14 protein-coding genes are annotated in these 16,067 nt (G+C 29.0%); all 14 read left to right on the forward strand.

Features of this window, described 5'->3' with window-relative positions:
* Positions 1–1,026 carry a histidine kinase gene (locus SJY34_RS02955; protein WP_400078756.1) on the forward strand — a complete coding sequence of 342 codons (1,026 nt, stop codon included), beginning with the start codon at positions 1–3 and terminating at the stop codon, positions 1,024–1,026.
* Positions 1,027–1,040: 14 nt separating this feature from the next.
* Positions 1,041–1,799, forward strand: a complete 759-nt coding sequence (locus tag SJY34_RS02960) for a LytR/AlgR family response regulator transcription factor (protein WP_400078757.1) — start codon at positions 1,041–1,043, stop codon at positions 1,797–1,799.
* A 114-nt stretch (positions 1,800–1,913) separates the two neighbouring features.
* Positions 1,914–3,083 (forward strand): aspartyl protease family protein, encoded by a 1,170-nt coding sequence (locus tag SJY34_RS02965; RefSeq protein WP_400078758.1) that lies wholly within the window; start codon positions 1,914–1,916, stop codon positions 3,081–3,083.
* 95 nt (positions 3,084–3,178) lie between these two features.
* Complete coding sequence (locus tag SJY34_RS02970) at positions 3,179–3,427, forward strand: hypothetical protein (RefSeq protein ID WP_400078759.1); 249 nt, start codon at positions 3,179–3,181, stop codon at positions 3,425–3,427.
* A gap of 769 nt (positions 3,428–4,196) precedes the next feature.
* Positions 4,197–5,945, forward strand: coding sequence for an AAA family ATPase (locus SJY34_RS02975; protein ID WP_400078760.1), 1,749 nt, complete (start codon positions 4,197–4,199; stop codon positions 5,943–5,945).
* Positions 5,942–6,850 carry a hypothetical protein gene (locus tag SJY34_RS02980; protein WP_400078762.1) on the forward strand — a complete coding sequence of 303 codons (909 nt, stop codon included), beginning with the start codon at positions 5,942–5,944 and terminating at the stop codon, positions 6,848–6,850. Before SJY34_RS02975 ends, SJY34_RS02980 begins: the two co-directional genes overlap by 4 nt.
* Positions 6,851–6,993: 143 nt before the next feature.
* The gene (locus SJY34_RS02985; protein WP_400078764.1) at positions 6,994–7,341 is read left to right on the forward strand and encodes a hypothetical protein; all 348 of its coding nucleotides are present in this window, start codon (positions 6,994–6,996) and stop codon (positions 7,339–7,341) included.
* Positions 7,342–7,343: 2 nt separating this feature from the next.
* Positions 7,344–8,366 (forward strand): type II TA system antitoxin MqsA family protein, encoded by a 1,023-nt coding sequence (locus SJY34_RS02990; protein WP_400078766.1) that lies wholly within the window; start codon positions 7,344–7,346, stop codon positions 8,364–8,366.
* A gap of 236 nt (positions 8,367–8,602) precedes the next feature.
* Complete coding sequence (locus tag SJY34_RS02995) at positions 8,603–9,046, forward strand: multiubiquitin domain-containing protein (protein WP_400078768.1); 444 nt, start codon at positions 8,603–8,605, stop codon at positions 9,044–9,046.
* Between the two features lie 2 nt (positions 9,047–9,048).
* On the forward strand, positions 9,049–9,408 hold the full coding sequence (locus SJY34_RS03000; RefSeq protein WP_400078770.1) for a hypothetical protein: 360 nt from the start codon (positions 9,049–9,051) through the stop codon (positions 9,406–9,408).
* Entirely contained in the window at positions 9,405–10,895 is a 1,491-nt protein-coding gene (locus tag SJY34_RS03005; protein ID WP_400078772.1) for a ThiF family adenylyltransferase, read from the forward strand. The genes SJY34_RS03000 and SJY34_RS03005 overlap by 4 nt, the downstream gene beginning before the upstream one ends.
* A gap of 1,032 nt (positions 10,896–11,927) precedes the next feature.
* Positions 11,928–12,950: a hypothetical protein gene (locus tag SJY34_RS03010; protein ID WP_400078774.1), complete on the forward strand. Its 1,023-nt coding sequence runs from the start codon at positions 11,928–11,930 to the stop codon at positions 12,948–12,950.
* 62 nt (positions 12,951–13,012) lie between these two features.
* Complete coding sequence (locus tag SJY34_RS03015; protein WP_400078775.1) at positions 13,013–14,383, forward strand: hypothetical protein; 1,371 nt, start codon at positions 13,013–13,015, stop codon at positions 14,381–14,383.
* Positions 14,380–16,038, forward strand: coding sequence for a hypothetical protein (locus SJY34_RS03020; protein ID WP_400078777.1), 1,659 nt, complete (start codon positions 14,380–14,382; stop codon positions 16,036–16,038). The genes SJY34_RS03015 and SJY34_RS03020 overlap by 4 nt, the downstream gene beginning before the upstream one ends.
* Positions 16,039–16,067 lie beyond the last annotated feature (29 nt).

A 16,067-nucleotide genomic window follows, 5' to 3' on the forward strand; every position in this document is an offset into this window, starting at 1 on the left:
ATGAATAACATTAAATTTAATAGAACAGATTATCAACTTTTAGGTATCTATTTTTTATTTTATTGGGTTTGGAATAGTTTTGACACCTTTTTTGAAACTAATCATTTTTCATCTATTGAAATTTTTGTTTTAGTTCCAATCAGGATTCTACAAATGACTATGCTTTTATGGTTTATTAGGTGGGTGATAGAAACATTCTTAATAGCGAATAAAAGTTATATTGGATTATTTGGTATTGGTATATTTGGTTTATTTAATATTGGTTTTTTCTTCTTTTTATTAAACAATCATTATATTCCTTATGGTCATATAAAATGGGAAGAACTGCCTTCAGTAGGACGAATTATTTTCTTTAATGTTGAAGATTCTATTATTAATGTTTCAATTCCGTTGGTATTATTATTCGGAAAAAAATATTACAATTATCGTGAAGATCAGCTTATCCGAATTAATTTACAAAAAGAGCTAGAGCTGAAAGTTTTACGAGCACAATATGATCCACATTTTTTATACAATAGCCTTAATACAATAGATGCTTTAGTAGACTATTCTTCTAAAGAAACTATTAAAAAATATATTTCGAATTTAGCAGCACTTTATCGTTATCTTATTCATAAAAAAGATGAAGAAATTGTTTTACTTGAAGAAGAATTATCCCTTATAGATAAGTACTTTTTTTTAATAGAAACACGCTTTGAGGGTGATTATAATTTTGAAATTTTGAGAAACGCTTCTCATGAAAATAAATATATACTTAATGGCGCTTTATTAACATCTATTGAAAATATAGTAAAACATAATACAGCTGATAATGGTATTATAATTAAGACACAAATTCATATTGAAAAAGGAAAAATTAGAATTGAGAATAATAAATCTAATACAAACAATAGAGAAGAATCATTAGGTACTGGCTTAAAAAATCTAAGAAAACGCCATGAATTATTAGCAGATAAGACCATAAAAATAATAGAGGATGAACAAAGATTTATTTTAGAAATTCCTTTACTAAATGTAATAGATTAATATAGCAAATTATAATGGATATTTTAATTATTGAAGATGAGAAACCTGCTTATAAAAAGCTATTAACCTATATAGCTAATTATTTAAGTAATGATTTTACACATACACATATTCGTTCTGTAAATGAGGGTATTGACACGTTGACAAACTCTAATACTTATGATCTTATTTTTGCTGATATAAAAATATTACAAGGCACCTCATTTGATATTTTTAGTCGAGTCACTTTTTCGACACCAATCATTTTTTGTACAGCATATAATGAACATTTATTTAAAGCTTTTCAGACTAATGGTATAGCATATGTTTTAAAACCTTATTCTCAAGAAGAATTAAATGAGGCCATTAAAAAGTTTGAAACACTTTTTCAGACTAAACCCTATGACAAAGACATTTTTAATGATTTTAAGTTGTTATTAGAAACTAAAGAAAATACATATAAAAAGCGATTTGCTGTAAAAAAGAAGCAAGATATTAAGCTTATTGAAGTTGATACTATATGTTTTATCGAAGTTTTCGGTGATCAGTGTAAGCTATATGACACCAAAGGTCGGTTTCATACTATTTCAAAGAGTCTAAGTAATGTATACAATGAGTTAAACCCACATCAGTTCTTTAAAGTTAACCGAAGTCAAATTGTGAATATTAACTTTATAGAAAGTATTTCACCTCACAGTAAAAACAGATTATATCTTAAGATTGATAATATTAAAGATTTAATAGTAACCAGTACATCTACGACTAAAGCATTTAGAATATGGTTAGAGCATTAATATTTAATCGTCTTTTTATCCCATTTTATTCTAAATTTATGTAGCCTCAACTTTTTTCTGTTTTTTAATATTCAATAATGCTGCAATTTAGTACCATAACTAAAATGTACATCAATGAAAACGTATTTTACAATCGCTCTTATTTTATTTTATTCTATAATTTTCGGTCAAGACCAACCTATAGCTCAAATTCCATTTACCTTAAATGACTATGGACTTATGACAATAACCTTGAAAGTAAATAATTCGGATGTTTCAAATTTTATTTTAGACACAGGTTCTTCAGTAACCGTTATTGATGAGAAACTAGCTAGGCAATTAGATTTATCAATGCAAGAAGAAGATGCTAAATTAACAGGTGCTTCCGGAGTTAACAATGATGTTAAGAAGACTCAAAAACAACACATTATTTTAGATGATAAAATAGAATTAAAAGAGATAAAAATGTATGTCACAGACTTATCATATTTGGACGAAGTCAATGGACTAATAGGATATGATATATTTAAAGAATATGTCACTGAAACAAATTTTGATACAAAAACAATATATTTTTACAAGCGCAAAAGCAAGCCAGATACAAAAGGCTATACAGCTATAAATTTTTCAGAGCCTTTTTGTACTCCAGAAATAAAAATTTCTTTATCGCTCCCAAATGATGAATCATTTTCAGGAAAAGTACTCTTTGATACTGGTAATGTTACGGTACCATTAATTTTTAATTCACCATTTGTAGATAAACATCTACTTTTAAGAAAATTTGACAAACTCATTACAGATGAGTCTATAGGAATTGATGCTGAGTATAAAAAATCTACACGCGGTGTTGTTCCATTTATAAAAATCAAAAAATTTAAACTATCAGAAATACCTGTCAGATTCTCTAATGCCAAACAAGGTATGTCATCAAAAGAAGCTTATATGGGTAATCTTGGACTAGAATATATAAGCAAATTCAATTTTATACTAGATTATAACAAGAAAAAAATCTATTTAAAACCCAATGAATCGTTTAATGATCCCTTTAATTTTCCACTAAGTGGAATTCGTTTAGAAAAGAAGGAAAAAGAGATTTTTATCAGGTCAATTTCTAAACCTAGTGTAGCTGCTAAAAAAGGTCTTAAAGTCGGACAACAATTAATATCCATCAACGGTATTGAAAATAAGGATATTCAATTTTACTACAAACTATTGGAAAATGAAGGTAAAGAAGTCTCTATAGTTGTAAAATTAGAAGATGGTTCATTAAAAACTGTGAAAATTTTATTAGCAAGATTGATTTGATACAGGTACATAATGCACTTCATTCCTGTTTATAAATATTTCATTAATAATGACTCAAATACAGAACAATAATTTTTAATCAAAAAAAATAAATTATGAAAACAAAACTAATCACTTTAGGATTAATTGGTCTATTTTTTTACTCTTGTTTAGAAAAAAATGATTCAGATAAAAAAGTAGCAACAGAAGGTAATCTGCAAACGATTACAGAGCAAAAAAGTAATACCACTGAGATAGAAATTGTGGAGGAAGAACTTCAGACCATTACAGAACAAAAAAGCAACATTGACAAAGAAGTAATTATCGAAAAACTTGAAACTATTACTGAGCAACAAGAGAAGTAAAATATTTTATAACATCATATAAAATTAATTATTATTGTAAGTTAATGCCCAAGTACTGCACATTAAAACCAATACTAAGGCTTCAGGGATATTTTACATACTTTTCAAATAAGAAGATCCTGAGGATGGTTTTATTTAAATACCAGTAGAACCTTAATCATGTTTTTAATTTCTATTTGTTTTAATTATAAATCATCAACTGGATAATTCATAATTAAAAGTGTCCTATAACCTGCCGGCAGGCAGGTGTACTTGCGTTATGCTAAGATGAGCTTTATTCACAAGGTTTCTAGTAACTAAATGAAATTATATACTATACAATATTTAAATGTTACAAAGCGTTACAAAGACATTTTATATAACGTCTTATTATAGGACTTTTATGTCCTATAATGTACTTGCGTTATGTACAACATGGGCTTTGGTTAAAAGCGCATGTTAGTAATCTTATTATAGAAAAATTTAATCTATAAATTTCTTTACTCAGTTAATGGAACACTCTTTTTCTGTCAAGGTGGAGTAGTAGGGAAAATGTGTGTGTAATGGTTTGAAATTAGCTTGTATTCAAATATTTACGTTTTTTCTTTAAAGCAATCACTCATTTTTTATATATTTAAGTTCTCCCTTAATTAATTTCTAGCACCAATTAGGTATATTAAAAAAACTATATATAAAATTATATAGCTAAAACAAAATGCTCAATATGTTTGTGAAGACAGAGAGAGGAGAGTAATGTGCTAGTAATGGTGATAATTTTTTTTGAATTAAAATGGAAATAACAGATTTACATAATAAGCTTTTTGATATTCTCTATGAATACTCAATTGAAAATAAAGAATTTAGATTTAGACCTAGAAAGACAAATAGAGCAAATAAATTAACTGAGGGTTATTGGTTTTTAGGTAACACAGATTATTTAGCAGTTGGTTTTTGGCAAGGCGATAATTGGAAAACTAAAGTACCAAACATTAGTATAATAATTAATAAAGATGAAAAGTGTTTTATGCAATTTCATGCTAATGATTCACTATTAAAAGCAAAATTTATACATGGATATATTATAAAATCATTTGGTATAAAACTTAGTTATGATGAATTTAAGTCCAATAACTTTAGTTACTCACATAAAATCGAAAGTAAAAATAAAAGCTTGAAGGAAGCTATTTATTATTTCTTAAATTATTATTGGCCTTTAATAGATGATGAAATTGGCGACATGAAATCTGAATATAGAGAAGCAGGAATTTCATTAATACCAATTGATACGTTTAATAAAGATGTTGAAAAAATAATTCATCATAGAGGAATTCTTGAAAAATATAATAATGAAGTTAGCCAAATAAATGCTAGTAGAATTCATGGTTTTACAATTAGCAATTACGGACCTGTAAAACACACTTATTTAAATGGGTTTCCAAAAAATACTCAATGGATATTTTTGACAGGAGAAAATGGAGTAGGTAAATCAAGCATAATTAAGGCACTAGCTTCTACTATTGCTCATAGAATAATAAAACCCTCAGAATTTGTAACAGGTAAAAAATTTGAATGTTTAATATTTACAAATTCTGATCAAAGTAACGCTCTCCATATAAAAAGAGTCGATAATATCAATATACGCAAGAGAAAACCATATACTGTAGGTTTTGCAGCTTATGGACCGTTTAGATTAAATACAATTTATGGAGGTTTATCAAAAACACAATTAAAGCAAGCTAATAATAAAACAGGAAACCTCAAGTCTCTTTTTGAGAATGACGGTTTTTTATTAGATTTAGAATCGCAATTCAAGGAATGGTATGACTCACCAAATCATCAAGATTTTGCAAAAAGGAGCTTTTATATTAAAGAGTTTATAGAGTCTATACTTCCAAATGTTGGTAAAGTTGAATTTGGAACCGAATCAAAAAAAGGACAACCAAAAACTAAATTTTATGAAATTGACGATGATGGAGAACTGCATAAACCAGTAGGAATTGAAAAACTTTCTTCAGGATATTTGAGTATAATGGCAATGATGAGTGATATGTTAATTCGCTTATCAAGACAACAACCAAAAGTAGAAGATCTTTCAAACTTAAAAGGTGTAGTTTTTATTGATGAAATAGATATTCATCTTCATCCTAATTTTCAAAAACATTTTGTACAACAACTTACTGAAGCCTTTCCTAATGTGCAGTTTATAGTTAGCACGCATAGCCCAATCCCATTATTAGGTGCACCCAAAAATTCTGTTATTTGTGTTGTAAAAAGAAATGTAGAAAATGGGACATATTTAGAAAGAGTAGATGATAAAATTTATTTAGAAGAGTTATTGCCTAATTCAATACTTACTTCACCGATTTTTGGAATGAACGACATTACAAATAACAAATTAGATAAAAACAAACAAATTAGGACAGAAGATAGTTTTAGTGAGATTAAGATAAATGATTCTTTAGAAAAAGAAATAAAATATTATTTGAATGAAGAAAAACAAAGGGATTTAATAGAACGTTTAAAGAGTAAGCGTAAATGAGATTTGTAACTAAACCTGATGCGGATAAAAACACGCTTCTTTTATCCAGACAAAGCACTTTAACTTCTCTATTAGATATCGCTGTTAATTCAAATAAGGCTGCTATTAGTGGTAGTGTTTATAGAGAACCTTATCCCGATGCTTTTGAGACTAAGTCAAGGGTTGAAGATAAATTGGCTCTAACATATTTTAATAAATGTGCATATTGCGAAAAATTAGCAAAAGCAGATATTGAACACTATAGACCAAAAGGAAAAGTCAAAGAAGACAATACCCATAATGGTTATTATTGGCTATGCTATGAATGGACTAATTTGCTTCCATCTTGCGTAAAATGTAATAGAGATGGTGGAAAACATAGTAAGTTTCCAATTTCAGGAATAAGGATTGCTCTTCCGACATTATTACCAGGCCCACAATTAGATTTGTCAACCCATAAGGCAAATCATGCTACATTGTTAAATGAAGAACCACTAATTCTTCATCCAGAGATTGATAATCCAGAGAATTATTTTGGGTTTAAGCATGACCAAAATAGAAAAGGAATTGAAATTTATGGTACTGACAATGGAAATAGGGGAGATACTACAATTAGTGTATGTAAACTAAACAGACAAGAGTTAAGAATTGAAAGATTACGTATTATTACAGATTTTAAAACTGCAGTAAATCACATTTTTAAAAAGAGATTAAACAATACAATAAATGACAATCAATTAGTAGATAGACTCATTGACTCAATTGAATTAATGGAAATAAAATCCAACGATGTAGAGTTTGACCATACTTTATTTAGAAAGTTTATGCTGAAATCTCAGAATAATTTTAATTTAATAGTCATTAGCTGTTTAGAAAATAGTCAAAGAATAATTGTTCTTGAAGCTTACAATACTTATTATTCTTGAATTAGGAAGTGAGTGTAGAAGGATTTCTGAAATTACTAATTGTATTCACTTTAAAGTTATAAACAATGGTGTTAATAACTATTATTAACACTTTAAAGTTGCATGTTACTTTTTTCACTATATTTGTACTGTGAATTTATATCATGGCATCAAAAGAACAAGTAAAAAACTTCTTAAAGGAGTTCAAAGTAAATATGGGTATCTGGGATATTCTTTTCCTCGACAATAGAGGAAAAAATTCACAGACTCTTGCTGACTTGGAATTAATGCCTAATGAAAGAAAAAAAATTCTCGAAAATTTAGTAATTGATGATTACTGCGAGGGCCCTCTTGAAGAAACTCAATATGGAGGTTCAGAAATGTGGGTGTTCGGCAGGACGTTGAGAGGAAAGGAAGTTTATATCAAAATTACACTTGGACTTGAAAATACAAGCGTGATTTGTATTTCTTTTCATATAGCAGAGTATCCAATGGAATATCAATTTAAGTAATTATGAAGAGCCCATTTACAGGTAAAGAAATGTCTATTGAAATTAAAAATGAAGATTTAACTTTTAGAAAGGAAACTTTTAATGTTGCCTATCCTAGTTATTTTTGTTCAGATAGTAAAGAATTTTTTACCACAACAGAATTTGATACTGTTAAGATGAGACAAGTCTATAATCAGTATCGTGACAAGTATAACTTGCCCTTTCCAGAAGAAATCAAGGAAATAAGGGCGAAGTATGGCCTTTCTGCAACTAAAATGTCTGAAATACTTGGTTTCGGAATAAATAGTTATAGAAATTATGAAAATGGTGAAGTACCAAACCAATCTAATGCAAATCTTATACAATTAGCTAAAAACCCAATTCAATTTAAATCTTTAGTTGAATTGAGCAATGTTTTTAAAATTGATTCTAACGACAAAAATGATTTTACAGGAGAAGGATATAAACTTCTAAAAAAGATTGATGAATTAATTGTTGAAAAGAAGAAAATTAGATTTTCTATAAGGTTAGAAAATTATCTGTTAGGTAACAAATTACCTGATAATTATTCGGGATATATTAAACCTAACATTGACAAGTTAACTGAAATGGTGGTCTTTTTTGCTGAAAAAATGGAGCCTACTGTAACACCATTGAATAAGTTATTGTTTTATTGTGATTTTCTACATTATAAAAAAGAAGCTATTTCAATAAGTGGAACTAGATACAGAGCAATCAATATGGGGCCTGTTCCAAATGATTATGACAGTATTTTCAGTTATATCGAAAGATCTGGTGCAATAGAGATAATTAAGACTGAATATGATTGGGGCTACAAGCAGCAATTTTTTAGTAATAAAAAATTTGATTCTGAAAAGTTTACTAATAAAGAATTAAATTGTTTAGATAGAGTTTATCAAGAGTTTAAAACTAAAAATACCACTGAAATTATTGAGAAAAGTCATTTAGAGGATGCTTGGATAGATAATTTTGAAAATGGTAAAAGATTAATAGATTATAAATATGCGTTTAATTTAAATATATAAGCCGATAAAAAACAAAAATCCAATCTATTGCTGGTAACAATAAATTGGATATAAAATGGGATTTAAAGTTTTCGAGGACTTCAATAATTAAGACTTATCATCTTAACATTTCCCGTGTTTTGTTGTACAAAGGTACAAATTAAAATTAACTACACAACACCTTGTATAACAGCTACCTGAATAGTAAGCTCAAGCTATTTTTAAGAAATGAGTTAATCCATTAAAAAATTAAAATGATGGAAAAATTTATATTTAAAGTTAACAGACAAAAATTTGAATCTGTTGATGCAATTATTACAGGTAAGGAAATTTTAGAAAAAGCTGATTTATTACCTGTGGAAGATTATGAATTATTAATTAAGGTAAATGAAAAAGGTTTTGAGCCAGTTCAATTAGATGAAAAAATTGATTTAAAAGGAGCTGGAATTGAAGGTTTTTTTGCGAAACCTTACAAGAAACTAATAATTTATGTAGATGATGAACCGATTGAAGTTGATGAGTGTTTTTTGACACCAAATGAGATTTTAACTGCATCAGGAAAGAATGCTAGTGGTTTTTATTTGAAGCAAATTAGCGGACATAGAGAGATTAGTTACAAAAATGATCGAGAACATAAAGTAGCCATAAAGAATGGTCTTAAATTTAGTTCTTGTAAACTTGAACCTACAACTGTTTCGTAGTTATGGGAAATCAAGAGTTAATGAGTCAGTTGCAAAGCAAAGGGCTCGAAACTTGGATGCACACAAATAACTTTGTGTGCTTCAAGTTTATCGTTCCATTAGGAAGGTTTAAAGGAAAAGAAATTGAAATTGCCTTGCAAGGTCATCAATTTCCACTTTTAGCGCCTTCAGGACCACATATTAAACCACATTTACTTCCAATTACAGGTGGTGGAGGTAGACATCCTTTCGGAGGTATACATGATAGAAAAGTTCCGTCACCAGAATATCAGTATTGGAGTCGACCTTTTAGAGGATGGACTTCTGGTATGACTGCGGATGATTATTTAGCGTTCTTAAGAACTTTATTAGATTTCGAATGAAGTATAGTGTAACAATGACAGAAAATGTCAATAGGATATTTTTTGAACACCTCATTAGAGAGGATGGTCAAGAAGATTTATGTTTTGCATTTTATAAATTATCTACTGGAAAGTCAAGACAAACAGGTGTTATCAATGAATTACTATTACCTGAGTTTGAAGATAGAAATGTACATGGAAATGTTAGTTTTAACTCTGTCTATTTTGACAAGGTAACTTCTTATGCATTAGCCAATAATTTAGGAATTTGTTTTATTCATAGTCATCCATATCCTGGTTGGCAAGGAATGAGTTTCGATGATATAGAAGCTGAGAAAATGTTAGCACCAAGGGTTAAGGCGGTTACTGGTTTACCGCTAATTGGAATGACAATAGGAACTGACAACTATTGGAGCGCACGCTTTTGGATTAAGGAAGCTCCAAATACTTATCAAATATATTGGTGTGAATCAGTAAGAGTAGTAGGGAAGTCCCTAAAATCTTATTTCTGTAACGATATTTTTCCCGAATCCAATTTTGGAGAAGAATTTAAACGAACAATATCGTCTTGGGGAGATTCGAAACAACAAGAAATTTCTAGATTAAAAATTGGAATAGTTGGTTTAGGCAGTGTTGGTTACATAGTTGCTGAAGCTCTCTTAAGGACTGGTGTAAAAAACTTAACCTTAATAGATTTTGATTTAGTTGAATTGAAAAATTTAGATAGATTATTAGCAATAAATAGAGCAGATGTAGGTAAGTTTAAAGTAGATGTTCTGAAAGAACGTCTTTTAAACACTGAGCTTATTTCAGATTTAAACATAAATGCAGTACCTTTTAGTATTACTGAAAAAGAAGGACAAGAGGCAGCTCTAGATTGTGATGTTTTATTTTCTTGTGTAGATATGCCATTACCAAGATACACTTTAGATTGTCTGTCATTTGCAAATTTAATACCTGTAATTGATGGAGGAATTGACACAAATCCAAAGGAAGATTTGTCAAATATAGATCAAGCAAGATGGAAGGCTCATACAGTAGGACCTGAAAGAATTTGCATGCAATGTTTAGGTCAATATAAACCTGAGGATGCCTCATTAGAGCTATCAGGAGAATTGGATAATCCAAATTACATAAAAGGACTACCGAATAACCATTTTATTAATAGAGGTGAAAACGTTTTTGGATTTAGCTTAAGCTTAGCAGGAATGGAAATACAACAGTTTTTATCTTTGATTTTAAAACCAAGAGGTATTTATTATGGTCCTAAAGAAATGGATTTTAATACAGGTAATATTGATTTCGATTTTGACAATAAATGCAGACAGGATTGTGCAATTTCTCAAGGATTACTTGGTAGTGCTAATGAGACCAATAAATCATTGGTTATAAAACATTTGGCAGCCGAAAACAGTAGGTCCAAATATGAAACTAACAGAATAAGTAAAAAAAATAAGGGTTTTTATGCATTTTTGAAAGAATCTGTAAATTCTTTATTTAGTTTATAGTTTTCTTGGCCTCATATAATTTTGGTAAAACAATAGGTGAAATGAGCGTACATATTTTAGGGAGTTAGTAATACATGATGTAAAGAAGTCTAGCTATAAATGGGACTTCAAGGCAATCTTAATCAGTTCAGAAGTTTCCTAAAATATAGCGAATGAGCCGTTAATTGTTTCCAAAATTATATGCAGCCTTGAATTTTTGTTTCTTTTGTTTCAAGACAAAAGATATTAGAAACTTAAAAAAAGCCAATTTGGAATTCTAAATATAACAAGTGCATAGATTATTTAAAAATGATTATCCAGTGGATGATTAGTTTTAAATAATCTATGCTCTTGTGGCAATCCACGAGAATCGTCTAAAATTTTTTATCACGTACATTTTATCGTTTACGCGATTTTTAAAAGAACTATAAAGCTAGCTTTTATGTGCGGCTGGCAAGCGGTTGGAAATTGCATATAAAATAAATTACAATAGTAATTTGATTTTATCAACGCAATATGCGGTTGACAGCGGACATTTGACATAACGGCAAATTATAGGACAAATGCTTTTTTAGATCTGCGAAGCAAACCGTTTCTAGTTTAATGCCCAAGTACTGCATATTGTAATGGAATTATAAACACTGTGGGATATTTTACATAATATCATTATAGTTGACAAATGGTACACTCTCATTAAATAACCAACAATAGCATTTGTCCTATAATGTACTTGCGTTATGTACAACATGGGCTTTGGCTAAAAGCGCATGTTATAAATCTAGCTTTTTTTATTTTTTTCTTCTAATATGTTTCTATACTCAGTTAATGGAACACTCTTTTTACGTAGCGACGATAGGAGCGAAGTGGAATGTGTGTGGAATGGTTTATCTTAAATATTTTTTCTATATTTACGTAATCACTTAATTATTAGTGATTAATCCTGCCTTTAAGAAATTATAATAGCACATTTTTTTTAATTACCCACTATTGGGTATGTATTGGTTTTTAATTAAAGCCATAGCATTGTTTACTGTAGAACAAAACCAACCAATTATGAAAAGAGTTGCTATAATAGTACTTGTTTTTATTTCACATTTTAGTTTCGCGCAAGTATTTACCAATAGTTCTGGTAATGGAATTTTTTATACTGAAAAAGCCAAACAATTTAAAGCAGAAACTAAGGTCTCAAAGAAAACAACAGAGGTTAATTTTCAATTAAATTCATTACTTAAATTAAAAAAACCAATTAAGTATTATAAAAAAGTAGGTGACAATAAAATATATACTGTTAAAACATCCTTTGGATGGTCGTTAAAACTTGGCATGACTAATACTGATAATATTACAGACAAAATTAAGAATCCTGGTTTAAACATTGAATTAGGAGTATTGAAGGGGTTAGATAGTATTAATAGAAATGAATTAAGAACTTGGGGCTATTCTTGGGGAGTTTCTAGCAAGTTACAGTATGATAATAAAAAAGTTCTATATAATACAATTGACCAGAGTATTTCAAATGAGTATCCATATACTTTCTCGATTAACAGTCACTTTGAGTTTTATTTAGCAAATTTTGATGCAATAGCCGTTGGAGTAACTTTTGGGTATATCAATTCAACCAATTATAGTAGTTTAAAGTCGTTTCAAGAATTACCAATCGAATTCATGGACGAAAATATTGCTTCTTTAGGTGACGAAATTGGAAAAATCGGATCTTTAAAAAGAACAAATAACCTTTATTTCAGCTTTGCTTTCCCTATTTTTCCTTTTGAACAAGTTGAAAGTAAATCACGAGCAAAGTCTTTGTCAAAAAGTGTATTGGAAAAAGTTGCATTAACACCTTATGTGCATTATTCCTTTTTAGATTCAAATATTCTAAACCCTGGCATTTCATTGTCTTTGGTAAACCATGCTTTGAATAATTCAAGTTTTGAACCATTATTTGATTCTGGATTTAGTATTGGAATTGATTGGATAAGAGATAGTGATGATTGGTCAAAACCAATATTTTTTCTTGGTGGTACCTTGTCTATAGATGGAATAATAAAGAGTTTTGATAAAGAAGATAAAGATTGAAACACAGTTTTTTATTGTAATGAATAAAGAAAACTTAAAATTCACATAACCTAAAAAAGGAGATGCTACATAAAATTATTAAACAAAACTTATCAATTTATGTAAATGTTATAGTTCTTCTATTTATGTCATTTGGTCACTGCCAAAGAAAGCCAATGAACATCAGTCAGGAAGTTCAATTTTATGCTAAACTCTTTGATGAATATAAAAAATTAGAACGACTAACCACCATTACAAACGAAGTAACGAGTAATGCTAAACTTATTCGCAATACTCTCAATAATGGAGTCTATGAAGCACTTAATAGGAAAGCTTCTGAAGAGGCAGGAGCAGCCTCTGGATTAATTGACAATTTATACAATCAATTTGAAAAATTCATCGACAACTATAAACTTCCCGAATTTGAAGACATACCAAAGATAAATAATATAACAAATCTTGAAGGATTGTCATCAAACAAACAACGCGAAATCATTAATATATTCCTCACAGAACTCACTAACGATGCGATCTATTATAATGGTAAGATAACAGATTATGAAACAACTAGCCTTTATTTAAAAAGTATAGAAAATGCCGCTATCAAGTTAAAAATGGAAAATCATTATGTAGCAAAGGCTATTTTACGATATATGAAAGAAGGAGTGCCTATTCCTTGGCAAACAGCTTGGAAATTTCATCAAATTTATGCTAAGAAGCTCTCAGGAATTAGTAATAAAATTAAAAGAAAAAGAAAGTCGTGGGATGATAAGGTCATTATCCAGAGAACAAGATTTGATAATTATAAATCTAATATTAGAACCTTATTATACCTAGAGAAAAATTCTCTGCAGGTGGAGTACGATAAAATCAAAAAGCAAATTAAAGATTACAATGAAAGTCTAAAGGCTATGAAGCTTGAAATTAAGCTTATTAAGGAATATGAACAGGAGTTGATTGTACTGAAACTAAGTATTTCTTCTGAAGAGCAAAGACTGAACAATTTAGAGAGTATTTCAAGAAATTATGCTAAAACTATTCGCAACTTATCGAGAAGGTTAAGTCGAATTAAAGATTGGAAAAATTATAAGTTAAACTATAGAGGTTGTCCTAATGAAGTTGGATATGACAAATGCACACATAATGATGAAAGAAAAAAATTTAGAAATATTCGTAAAAAAACCATTAGTAAACTTAATGATGATATTTCTTATAACAAATCACGAAAAAAGAGTAACGATAATCTAATAGTAAAGGTTCGTCAAGCACTTGAAGATAAAAGAAATAGATTACGTTTTCTAAGAGAAGAAATTAAAAAACTCCCTTTAAAAGAAAGTGATTTAGAAGAATTGGAAATGGAGGTAAAAGAATTTTTTCAACGTGTCGATGTGTTCTTTACACAGAGATTATTAAATGAAAATCAAAGAAATATAGATAAAATACTAACGATATGAAAAAATCAATTATTTGCTTTTTAATTGTTATAGTTCATTTTTCTAATGGATATAGTCAAAATATAGATCCTGTTTTTGCACCTTCATTACCTTTGGAAATAATCCCGAAAATTGAAGATAAGACACTCCAGTTTCTAGAAGAGAATAATAAATATATAGAATTTGATAAATCGGTTTTTCCAGATATTTTTGAGGTCTTTGATGCTGACCCACTTTCGTATGATGCTATTGAAGATTTCTTTGGTGAATTACTTATTTCCGTACCAGAAAATTCACAAGGACTAAATACATTTTTCCCTAATTTCTCGCCTTATGGAAAAGAAAAGCCCATTACAGATAGTAATGCGAAATTCATTAGAGATATGACGCGTTTGCTCCAAAATCTACTAAAAATAGAAGTTAGATTGAACAAGGGGAAATTATTGGAGCTTGCTGTTATGAACCTTAGAACTAAGGTGGATAAAATAACAAACCATATTACGATTAGGTCACCATTACCTAAACTTAACAGTCAGAATGAGATTATAATTAGTAATCAAATTAAAGAATTAACACCTGATTGTTGTGACTACTTTAGCTGGTATAATGATTACCTTTTTGCTATAAATAATTCCACAAAAGAATCAGTAGCAACTAGAATCAAAACCAATCCCGTTGGTTCAAATTTAAAAGAGATTAACTCTATTCCTAATCTTATCAGAATAACCAATTATAATGAATTAATAGACATCATTATTTCTGATCGAAATAATTTATTGAAGTCATTGGATAATATTAATAATAAATTAATCCACTTTGATGAATTAATACGTTCAGAAAATGTAAGACTCCATAATGTTTACCGTCAGGACAAGACGATTTTTTTTCAGTTGAGAAATAAATTTGAGAGCCATATTACAGAGAATATAGCATCTCTTAATATAAAGATTGACAGTATCAATTCACGTCTAGGCAATCTGGTGTCTCAAATTAAAACGATAAATTCTCAAATCTCTGAAGCAGCAGAGACTTATCAAGAATCAGATGCGCAAATCAAGATCAATGAAAGGATTATCAATAGTAAAACTGAAGAAAATGGTGAGTTAGCCTCGCAAATTTTAACTTTGATGGAAGAAATTCAAACATTAAATCAAGAAAAAAGAGAATTACTCAAAAATTGCGAATCCGAAAAAGCTACAGATGATTGCATCACTAATCCTGAGAGATTAAAAGAGATTCATGAAATTATTAATAAGAAGATTATGAAGTTTGAGTCTCTTGATGTTCAAAAAAATAGTAATGCCCAAGTAATTTATGCTAAGAATGAAGAGAATACGGCACTTTTGGATAAATCTTTGATTAGTTATGAAAAATTTATAGAGCTCAGAGATGAGTATAAATTGATATTAGGTTCATATGGAATTACTGAGCCAAAGGCAAGGAAAGACCTAAGTCTATTAACTAGAACTAAATATTATTATGAAGGTATTCATGAGAAATTTCTAATTGGCATTGGGGAAAAACTGTCGCCTTTAGAAGAAAGAATAAATGATCTCCTGAAGCCAGTTCTTGTAAGACCAAGAATTGAATTTCCGGAGTTACCTGGAACAGATTTTGACAGGATAAATAATATGCGAATAGATAATTGGAAAGGAACAAGTATTTTTAATAACTAAATTAAATAGAGTTTCCTTATTTTTCTTTT

This window comes from Winogradskyella sp. R77965, assembly GCF_044594915.1.
Classification (GTDB): domain Bacteria; phylum Bacteroidota; class Bacteroidia; order Flavobacteriales; family Flavobacteriaceae; genus Winogradskyella.

What these genes read in the sequence shown, in the direction of transcription:
- SJY34_RS02955 (WP_400078756.1), top strand. Translation starts at nt 1, where the DNA reads ATGAATAACATTAAATTTAATAGAACAGATTATCAACTTTTAGGTATC.
- SJY34_RS02960 (WP_400078757.1), top strand. Translation starts at nt 1,041, where the DNA reads ATGGATATTTTAATTATTGAAGATGAGAAACCTGCTTATAAAAAGCTA.
- SJY34_RS02965 (WP_400078758.1), top strand. Translation starts at nt 1,914, where the DNA reads ATGAAAACGTATTTTACAATCGCTCTTATTTTATTTTATTCTATAATT.
- SJY34_RS02970 (WP_400078759.1), top strand. Translation starts at nt 3,179, where the DNA reads ATGAAAACAAAACTAATCACTTTAGGATTAATTGGTCTATTTTTTTAC.
- SJY34_RS02975 (WP_400078760.1), top strand. Translation starts at nt 4,197, where the DNA reads ATGGAAATAACAGATTTACATAATAAGCTTTTTGATATTCTCTATGAA.
- SJY34_RS02980 (WP_400078762.1), top strand. Translation starts at nt 5,942, where the DNA reads ATGAGATTTGTAACTAAACCTGATGCGGATAAAAACACGCTTCTTTTA.
- SJY34_RS02985 (WP_400078764.1), top strand. Translation starts at nt 6,994, where the DNA reads ATGGCATCAAAAGAACAAGTAAAAAACTTCTTAAAGGAGTTCAAAGTA.
- SJY34_RS02990 (WP_400078766.1), top strand. Translation starts at nt 7,344, where the DNA reads ATGAAGAGCCCATTTACAGGTAAAGAAATGTCTATTGAAATTAAAAAT.
- SJY34_RS02995 (WP_400078768.1), top strand. Translation starts at nt 8,603, where the DNA reads ATGGAAAAATTTATATTTAAAGTTAACAGACAAAAATTTGAATCTGTT.
- SJY34_RS03000 (WP_400078770.1), top strand. Translation starts at nt 9,049, where the DNA reads ATGGGAAATCAAGAGTTAATGAGTCAGTTGCAAAGCAAAGGGCTCGAA.
- SJY34_RS03005 (WP_400078772.1), top strand. Translation starts at nt 9,405, where the DNA reads ATGAAGTATAGTGTAACAATGACAGAAAATGTCAATAGGATATTTTTT.
- SJY34_RS03010 (WP_400078774.1), top strand. Translation starts at nt 11,928, where the DNA reads ATGAAAAGAGTTGCTATAATAGTACTTGTTTTTATTTCACATTTTAGT.
- SJY34_RS03015 (WP_400078775.1), top strand. Translation starts at nt 13,013, where the DNA reads ATGCTACATAAAATTATTAAACAAAACTTATCAATTTATGTAAATGTT.
- SJY34_RS03020 (WP_400078777.1), top strand. Translation starts at nt 14,380, where the DNA reads ATGAAAAAATCAATTATTTGCTTTTTAATTGTTATAGTTCATTTTTCT.